Origin of the sequence: Mesorhizobium sp. M0514 (genome assembly GCF_040321145.1) — a bacterium.
Lineage (GTDB): Bacteria > Pseudomonadota > Alphaproteobacteria > Rhizobiales > Rhizobiaceae > Mesorhizobium.
This window is the reverse complement of sequence record NZ_JAMYQZ010000044.1, coordinates 43,749-50,348: the sequence shown is the minus strand read 5'-3', so window position 1 is coordinate 50,348 and position 6,600 is coordinate 43,749. Positions and strand designations below refer to the sequence as shown.

General features: G+C 64.7%; 7 protein-coding genes. 5 read left to right on the top strand and 2 right to left on the bottom strand.

The window, feature by feature from the left end:
• Positions 1 to 34 precede the first annotated feature (34 nt).
• Genes NKI61_RS18935 through NKI61_RS18920 form a run of 4 tightly spaced genes read left to right on the top strand, consistent with a single transcriptional unit; the run spans position 35 to position 3,376 of the window.
• Positions 35 to 916, top strand: coding sequence for a branched-chain amino acid ABC transporter permease (locus NKI61_RS18935; protein ID WP_023725976.1), 882 nt, complete (start codon positions 35 to 37; stop codon positions 914 to 916).
• Positions 913 to 1,875: a branched-chain amino acid ABC transporter permease gene (locus tag NKI61_RS18930; protein ID WP_023683564.1), complete on the top strand. Its 963-nt coding sequence runs from the start codon at positions 913 to 915 to the stop codon at positions 1,873 to 1,875. The genes NKI61_RS18935 and NKI61_RS18930 overlap by 4 nt, the downstream gene beginning before the upstream one ends.
• A complete protein-coding gene (locus NKI61_RS18925) occupies positions 1,872 to 2,597 on the top strand; it encodes an ABC transporter ATP-binding protein (RefSeq protein ID WP_352840266.1) in 726 nt (241 codons plus the stop codon). Before NKI61_RS18930 ends, NKI61_RS18925 begins: the two co-directional genes overlap by 4 nt.
• Complete coding sequence (locus NKI61_RS18920; RefSeq protein ID WP_352840265.1) at positions 2,594 to 3,376, top strand: ABC transporter ATP-binding protein; 783 nt, start codon at positions 2,594 to 2,596, stop codon at positions 3,374 to 3,376. The genes NKI61_RS18925 and NKI61_RS18920 overlap by 4 nt, the downstream gene beginning before the upstream one ends.
• Here the strand turns inward: NKI61_RS18920 and NKI61_RS18915 are convergent, their stop codons facing one another.
• Together NKI61_RS18915 and pncA are read right to left on the bottom strand one after the other, a co-directional pair.
• Positions 3,377 to 4,744: a sodium:proton antiporter gene (locus NKI61_RS18915; RefSeq protein WP_352840263.1), complete on the bottom strand. Its 1,368-nt coding sequence runs from the start codon at positions 4,742 to 4,744 to the stop codon at positions 3,377 to 3,379.
• 85 nt (positions 4,745 to 4,829) lie between these two features.
• Positions 4,830 to 5,444, bottom strand: a complete 615-nt coding sequence (gene pncA / locus NKI61_RS18910) for a bifunctional nicotinamidase/pyrazinamidase (RefSeq protein WP_023683560.1) — start codon at positions 5,442 to 5,444, stop codon at positions 4,830 to 4,832.
• Between the two features lie 283 nt (positions 5,445 to 5,727).
• On the opposite strand from pncA, the gene NKI61_RS18905 reads away from it, so the two are divergent.
• The gene (locus tag NKI61_RS18905; RefSeq protein ID WP_352840262.1) at positions 5,728 to 6,591 is read left to right on the top strand and encodes an FAD binding domain-containing protein; all 864 of its coding nucleotides are present in this window, start codon (positions 5,728 to 5,730) and stop codon (positions 6,589 to 6,591) included.
• The last annotated feature ends 9 nt before the right edge of the window (positions 6,592 to 6,600 follow it).

Below are 6,600 nucleotides of genomic sequence, written 5' to 3'. Positions count from 1 at the left end.
CCCTCCCCACAAGGGGAGGGTAAGGGCGCCCTGAATGCATTTCGGACCCCATCTCCTCCTCGCCGCCCTCGAAGGCCTTGTCACCTCAGCCGTGTTGGCGCTGACGGCGCTTGGGCTGTCGCTGGTGTTCGGCGTCATGCGCGTCGTCAACGTCGCCCATGGCGAGTTCTTCATGCTGGGCGCGGTGCTGGCCTGGGCGATCTCGACGGCGATACCCGGCCATCCCACGCTCGGCTTCCTGGCGGCGCTGGTGATTGCGCCGCTGATTGTCGGCGCCATTGCGCTGGTCGCCGAGCGGCTTGTGCTGCGGCGGCTCAATTACAATCCGGAAGCCACCATCGTCGCCACGATCGGCATGCTCTACATCATCCAGCAGCTGGCGTTGAGCTTCTATGGCCCGGAAGCCCGCCCGGTGGAGCCGCCCTTCAGCTACCGCATCCTTTTGCCCTGGTTCGGCTATTCCGGCTACAAGCTGTCGATCATTGCCGCTTCGGCCCTTCTGCTCATCGCCACCTGGCTGGTGCTGACGCGCACCAAGATCGGCCTCATCATGCGCGCCACCCAATATGACAGCGAAACGGCGCAGGCCTTCGGCATTCCGGTCGACCGCGTCTATGCGGGCGTCTTCGCGCTCGGCGCCATGCTGGCGGCCGTCGCCGCCGTGCTGATCGTGCCGATCAGTCAGGCGCACTACCTGATGGGGCAGGACCCGCTGCTGTTGTCCTTCATCGTCGTCATCATCGGCGGCCTCGGCTCGCTGCGCGGCACCGTCGTTGCCGCCGTGCTGATCGGCCTGTCCGACGGCATCATCTCGGTGTTCTTCTCGCCGACTTTGGCCAAGATCATAGCCACGCTGCTGGTGGCCATGGTGCTGGTGTTCAGGCCCCAAGGCCTGTTCGGGCAGGCGCCGCGATGAGCGAAGCTTCGCCGGCAAAAGCCTATGCTCTGCATATCGGCGCCATCGCGCTGCTGTTCGCCCTGAGCTTCGTCCTGCCGGATTATCATCACGGCCTGCTCGCCCGCATCATGGTGCTGGCGGTGTTCGCCATGGGCTACAACATGCTGTTCGGCTATGTCGGCCTGCTCAGCCTCGGCCACGCCATGTTCTTCGCCGCCGGGCTCTATGGCGCTGGTCTCGCCGTCATCCATCTCGGCTGGAGCGTGCCTTTGGCTTTCCTCGCCGGTATCGCCTGCGGCGCGCTGCTGGCACTGGTGATCGGCCTGCTGGCGCTGCGCACCACCGGCGTCGCCTTCATGATCGTCACCATGATGTTCGCGCAGGTGTTTTACCTCACCATCCTCTATTTCGCCGCCTGGACCGGCGGCGACCAGGGTCTGGTGGTGCCGCAGCCCGCGCGGGTTCTGGCCTTCGGCTCGACATCGCTCGACCTCACCAACCCGACCGTGCGCTACATGAGCGCGCTGGCGCTGTTCTCGGTCGTGCTGCTGATCACCCTCGCCATCGTCCGCTCCCGCTATGGCCGCGTTTTGGTCGCGGTGCGCGAGAACGAGGAGCGCACGAAAATGCTGGGCTACGACACCTTCTCCAATAAGCTGATCGCCGTCGTTGTCTCCGGCACCATCTGCGCCGCCTCTGGTGCGGCCTATGCGCTGCTGTTCGGCTATGTCGGCTCGAGCTTTGCCTCGGTGCAGTATTCCATCCTGCCGCTGCTCTGGGTGCTGCTCGGCGGCGCCGCCACGACGCTGGGTGCGCTGCTTGGCACTGTGTTCATGTACTATGTCATCGACACCGCCAGCGGTTACACCTCCGCCTATCTCCTGATCGTCGGTATTGCGCTCATCCTTCTGGTGCTGTTTTTCCCCAAAGGCATTCTGGGCACCATCCGCCAGCGCTGGCTCGGGTGGCTGCCATGATGCCGTTGCTGACCACCAAAGGCCTGGCGCGCAGTTTCGGCGGCCTGCGCGCCGTCGACGGTGTCGATTTTCAGCTGATGCCGGGCGAGATCCGCGCCGTCATCGGCCCCAATGGCGCCGGCAAAACCACCTTCGTCAGCCTGGTCAGCGGCCGCATTCAGCCATCATCCGGCATGATCGTCTTCGACGGCGCCGACATCACCAGCCAGCCGGCCTATCTCAGGGTGCGCCGGGGCATCGCCTACACCTTCCAGATCACCAGCGTCTTCGCCAACCTCTCTGCCTACGATAATGTCGCGTTGCCGGTGCAGCGCACGCTGACCGATGGCCGCTCGAAAGGTGCGGTGCGCACCGGCGTCATGGCCGCGCTGGAACGCACCGGACTTGCCGGCCGCGCCCATATGCCGGCCGGCCAGCTTTCCTACGGCCATCAGCGCCTGCTGGAAGTGGCAATGGGCCTGGCGCTGAAGCCGCGGCTTTTGATCCTCGACGAGCCGACGCAAGGGCTGGCCGACAGCGAGATCGACAATTTCATCGAACTGGTGCGCGAGATCGCCAAGAGCGCCACCGTGCTCCTGATCGAGCACAACATGCCTGTCGTCATGCAACTGGCCGACCGCATCACGGTCTTCAACGCCGGCAGGATCCTGGCCGAAGGCACGCCCGAACAGGTCCGCGCCAACACACAGGTGCAGGAAGCCTATCTGGGGACGGCGCCATGAGCGAAGCCCCCAAGACTGAGGCCCCCAAGACTGAGGCCCCCAAGACTGAGGCCCCCAAGACTGAAGCCCACAAGACTGAAGCGCTGACCATCTCCAGGCTCGATTGCTTCTATGGCGAGGTTCAGGTGCTCTACGAGCTTGATCTCGTGCTCAACAAGGGCGAGGTGCTGTGCCTGTTCGGTCGCAACGGCGCCGGCAAGACGACGGCGCTGAAAGCAATCATGGGGCTGGTTCCGTCGAGCGCCGGCTCGATCCGGCTCGCCGGCAAGGAATTGACCGGCCTGCCGGCGCATGAGGTGCCCAAGGCCGGCGTCGCCTATGTGCCGCAAGGCAGGCGGCTGTTCGCCGAGATGACGGTGGCGGAAAACATCGAGATCGGCCTGATGGCGCGCGGCAAGGGAAGAGCGACGCGCGAGAGCGTGCTCGACCTCTTCCCGTTGCTGCGCCAGCGGCTCAAGCAGCGCTCCGGCACTTTGTCCGGTGGCGAACAGCAGATGTTGGCCATGGCCCGCGCGCTTTGTCTGGAGCCGCAGGTGCTGTTGCTAGACGAGCCGACGGAGGGGCTGATGCCGTCGATGATCGCCAAAATCCGCGAGACGGTGGTGAAGCTGCGTGAGCTAGGTGTCTCCACCATTCTGGTCGAACAGCGCGTCGACGCCGTGCTGTCCGTCGCCGACCGCGTCTGCTTCATCGAGAACGGCCGCAACCGCGAGACCGTCGATGTCGAGCAATTGCGCGCCGACCCATCGGCAGTCAGGCGCTATGTCGGCGTCGGCTGATCAGCCGAAAAACAGGAACCCGGCGATCAAAAAGATCGGGATCAGCACCAGCCCTGACCATGCCATGTAGCCGAAGAAGCCCGGCATCTTCACACCGCGGTGTCGGGCAATGGCGTAGACCATGAAGTTGGGTGCATTGCCGATATAGGTGTTGGCGCCCATGAACACCGCGCCGGCCGAGATCGCGGCCAGCGTCGAGGCCGCCTCCGTCATCAGGTGCCGCGCGTCGCCGCCTGCGAGTTCGAAAAACACTAGATAGGTCGGCGCATTGTCGAGGAAGGACGACAGCCCGCCGGTCAGCCAGAAATAGGCGAGATCATTGGGCTGGCCGGTGGGTGACGTCACCAGCGCCACCAGCGGCGCCAGCGCGCCGTCATGGCCGGCGCGAAGGATGGCAATGACCGGCACGATGCAGATGAAGATGCCGGCAAACAGTTTTGCCACCTCCGCGATCGGGCCCCAGGTGAAGCCGTTGGCCTCGCGATGGCTCTTGAGGGAAACGACAAGCGACAGCCCGGCGAGCGCCAGGATGATGGCATCGCGCACCAGGTTCTGCAGTTCGAGGCCGACGCCGAGGATGGAGAAAGTCACGCCCGGCTTCCAGGCAGCTGAAAGCAGGATCGCGGCAATGACGCCGGCCAGCAACGGCAGATTGGCCAGGCCGCGAAGGCGCACCTTCGTATCCGGAGTCGGATCCTTGATCTTCGGCGCGCCGCCTTCACGGCGATGCAGCATGATGTCGATGGCCAGGAAGACAAGCAGCACCAGGCCGCCGGTAAACAGCGTCTCGCGCCAGAGGTTCGCCGACGTCCAGAAGAAGTCGACGCCGCGCAGGAAGCCGACGAACAATGGCGGGTCGCCCAAGGGCGTCAACGAGCCGCCGATGTTAGACACCAGGAAGATGAAGAAGATGACGACATGGGCGTTGAACTGCCGGTTGTCGTTGGCGCGCAGCATCGGCCGGATCAGGATCATCGAGGCGCCGGTGGTGCCGATCACCGAGGCCAGCATCGCCCCGACGAGCAGCAGCCCGGCATTGACCAGCGGCGTGCCATGGATGTTGCCGGCGACAAGGATGCCGCCCGAAATGGTGTAGAGCGCGAACAGCAGGATAATGAAGGACATGTATTCGGTGAGCAGCGTGTGCAGCACGGCTTCACCGGCTACCGGAACGCCGAATGCAACCATCAGCGGGATGACCGCCAGCGCTGCCCAGCCGGCGGCGATCTTGCCGTAATGATGCTCCCAGACATGGTGGAACAGCAGCGGTCCGGTGGCGATCGAGAGCAGCAGGCCGGCGAAAGGCAGCGCCCACCACAGCGACATGGCAGCATCGGGCAGGCCGCGGGTCTCGGCCGCGAAGGCCATTTGCGGAGACACAGCGGAAGCGAGTACACCTGCCGCGAAAGCCTTCCCCAACCGTGTGCAGCCCCCTCGATGCGTCACGATCCAGTCACTCCGAGATCGGGTCTTCGAGCTTCACCCCGGCATCGCGCATCCTCTTCAGCATCGCCTCGACCGAACCGTTTAGATCGATGCCGCGGCACGCGTCGAGCCGCACCGTCGTCTTGAAGCCTTGCTTGACCGCGTCGAGGGCCGAAAAGGCAACGCAGAAGTCGGTCGCCAGGCCAACCAGGGTCACACTGTCGATGCTGCGCTCCTTGAGGTAGCCGGCGAGCCCCGTCGGCGTCTTGTGGTCGTTCTCGAAGAAGGCGGAGTAGCTGTCGATATCAGGGCGAAATCCCTTGCGGATTACCAGCTCGGCCTTGGTCCAGGCGAGCCCCGAGTGAAAATCCGAGCCGAGGCTGCCCTGGATGCAATGGTCCGGCCACAGCGTCTGCGGCCCATAGGGCATTTCGATCGCGCTGAAGGGCTGCGCCCCCGGATGGCTGGAGGCAAAGCTCGAATGTCCGGCCGGGTGCCAGTCCTGCGTCAGCACGACATGCTCGGCATGCCGAATCAGATCGTTGACCAGCGGCACGATTTCGTCGCCGCCGGCAACCGCCAGTGCGCCGCCGGGGCAGAAGTCGTTTTGCAGGTCGATGACAACAAGCGCTTCGTCGGCCATGGCGCCTCTCCTCTTCTACGTCTCGAACGGGGGATCGAGTGAAATACGCCGCTGATGCGACCGGATGCTGAAACTTGACCGGATGGCCGCCTGCGTCAACCTCTGCAAGCGTAAGAAATGCTTGGCGGCCGGGTTCCCTTAAACTCCGGCTTTGACAATTTCCGCCAGCTTGATATCATTTGCATACGAATGAATTTGGCCTGATCAGACATTGGCGGGGTTCGGGAAGACCCCACCTTTTGAAGGTCCCAATGGGAAGGCCTATTTTTTTGGAAGGCAAAGCGTGATCCGTTACGCGAAACCCGCCACGCTCGACGAGGCGCTCGCTCTGCTGGGCGAGGGCGCCTGGCGCGTGCTTGCCGGCGGCACCGATTTCTATCCGGCGCAGGGCGCCAAACCGTTCCGCGACAATGTTCTCGATATTAACGGCCTGGTCTCGCTGCGCGGCATTGCCGAGACCGAAACCCATTGGGTTTTGGGCGCCCGCACCACCTGGACCGACCTTGTCCGCCATCCATTGCCGGCGGCTTTCGATGCGCTGAAGCAGGCCGCGCGCGAAGTGGGCTCCCTGCAGATCCAGAATGTCGCCTCGATCGCCGGCAATCTCTGCAATGCTTCGCCTGCCGCCGATGGCGTTCCGGGACTGCTGGTGCTGGACGCCGAGGTCGAGCTGCGCTCTGCAACCGCGACGCGTTATCTGCCGCTGCAGGAGTTCATTCTCGGCAACCGCCGCACCGCCCTGCGACCGGGCGAGCTGGTTACCGCCATCCGGGTGCCGAAGCCCAGGGCCACCGGCACGTCGGCCTTCGTCAAGCTCGGTGCGCGGCGCTACCTCGTCATCTCCATCGCCATGGTGGCGGCGCGCCTCGTTGCCGAGGATGGCGTAGTCATGGAAGCCGCTGTCGCGGTCGGGTCCTGCTCGGCCGTGGCCAAGCGGCTCGCCGCTGTCGAAGCCGTGCTGGTGGGCAAGCCTGTCGGCCCGGCACTCGCCGATGCGCTCCTGTCCGCGCCGATGGCCGAGCTCTCGCCGATTGCCGACGTGCGCGGCAGCGCCGAATACCGGCTCGACGCAGCGCGCGAGCTTGTCGCCCGCGCCGTGCTGGGGGCTTGCGGACTGACGAACGACAACAGCATGGTGGCGGCATGAGCCACTCCG

Coding starts and splice junctions, on each gene's coding strand:
- pncA (WP_023683560.1), bottom strand. CDS start 5,444: ATGGCCGACGAAGCGCTTGTTGTCATCGACCTGCAAAACGACTTCTGC.
- NKI61_RS18935 (WP_023725976.1), top strand. CDS start 35: ATGCATTTCGGACCCCATCTCCTCCTCGCCGCCCTCGAAGGCCTTGTC.
- NKI61_RS18920 (WP_352840265.1), top strand. CDS start 2,594: ATGAGCGAAGCCCCCAAGACTGAGGCCCCCAAGACTGAGGCCCCCAAG.
- NKI61_RS18925 (WP_352840266.1), top strand. CDS start 1,872: ATGATGCCGTTGCTGACCACCAAAGGCCTGGCGCGCAGTTTCGGCGGC.
- NKI61_RS18930 (WP_023683564.1), top strand. CDS start 913: ATGAGCGAAGCTTCGCCGGCAAAAGCCTATGCTCTGCATATCGGCGCC.
- NKI61_RS18915 (WP_352840263.1), bottom strand. CDS start 4,744: ATGGCCTTCGCGGCCGAGACCCGCGGCCTGCCCGATGCTGCCATGTCG.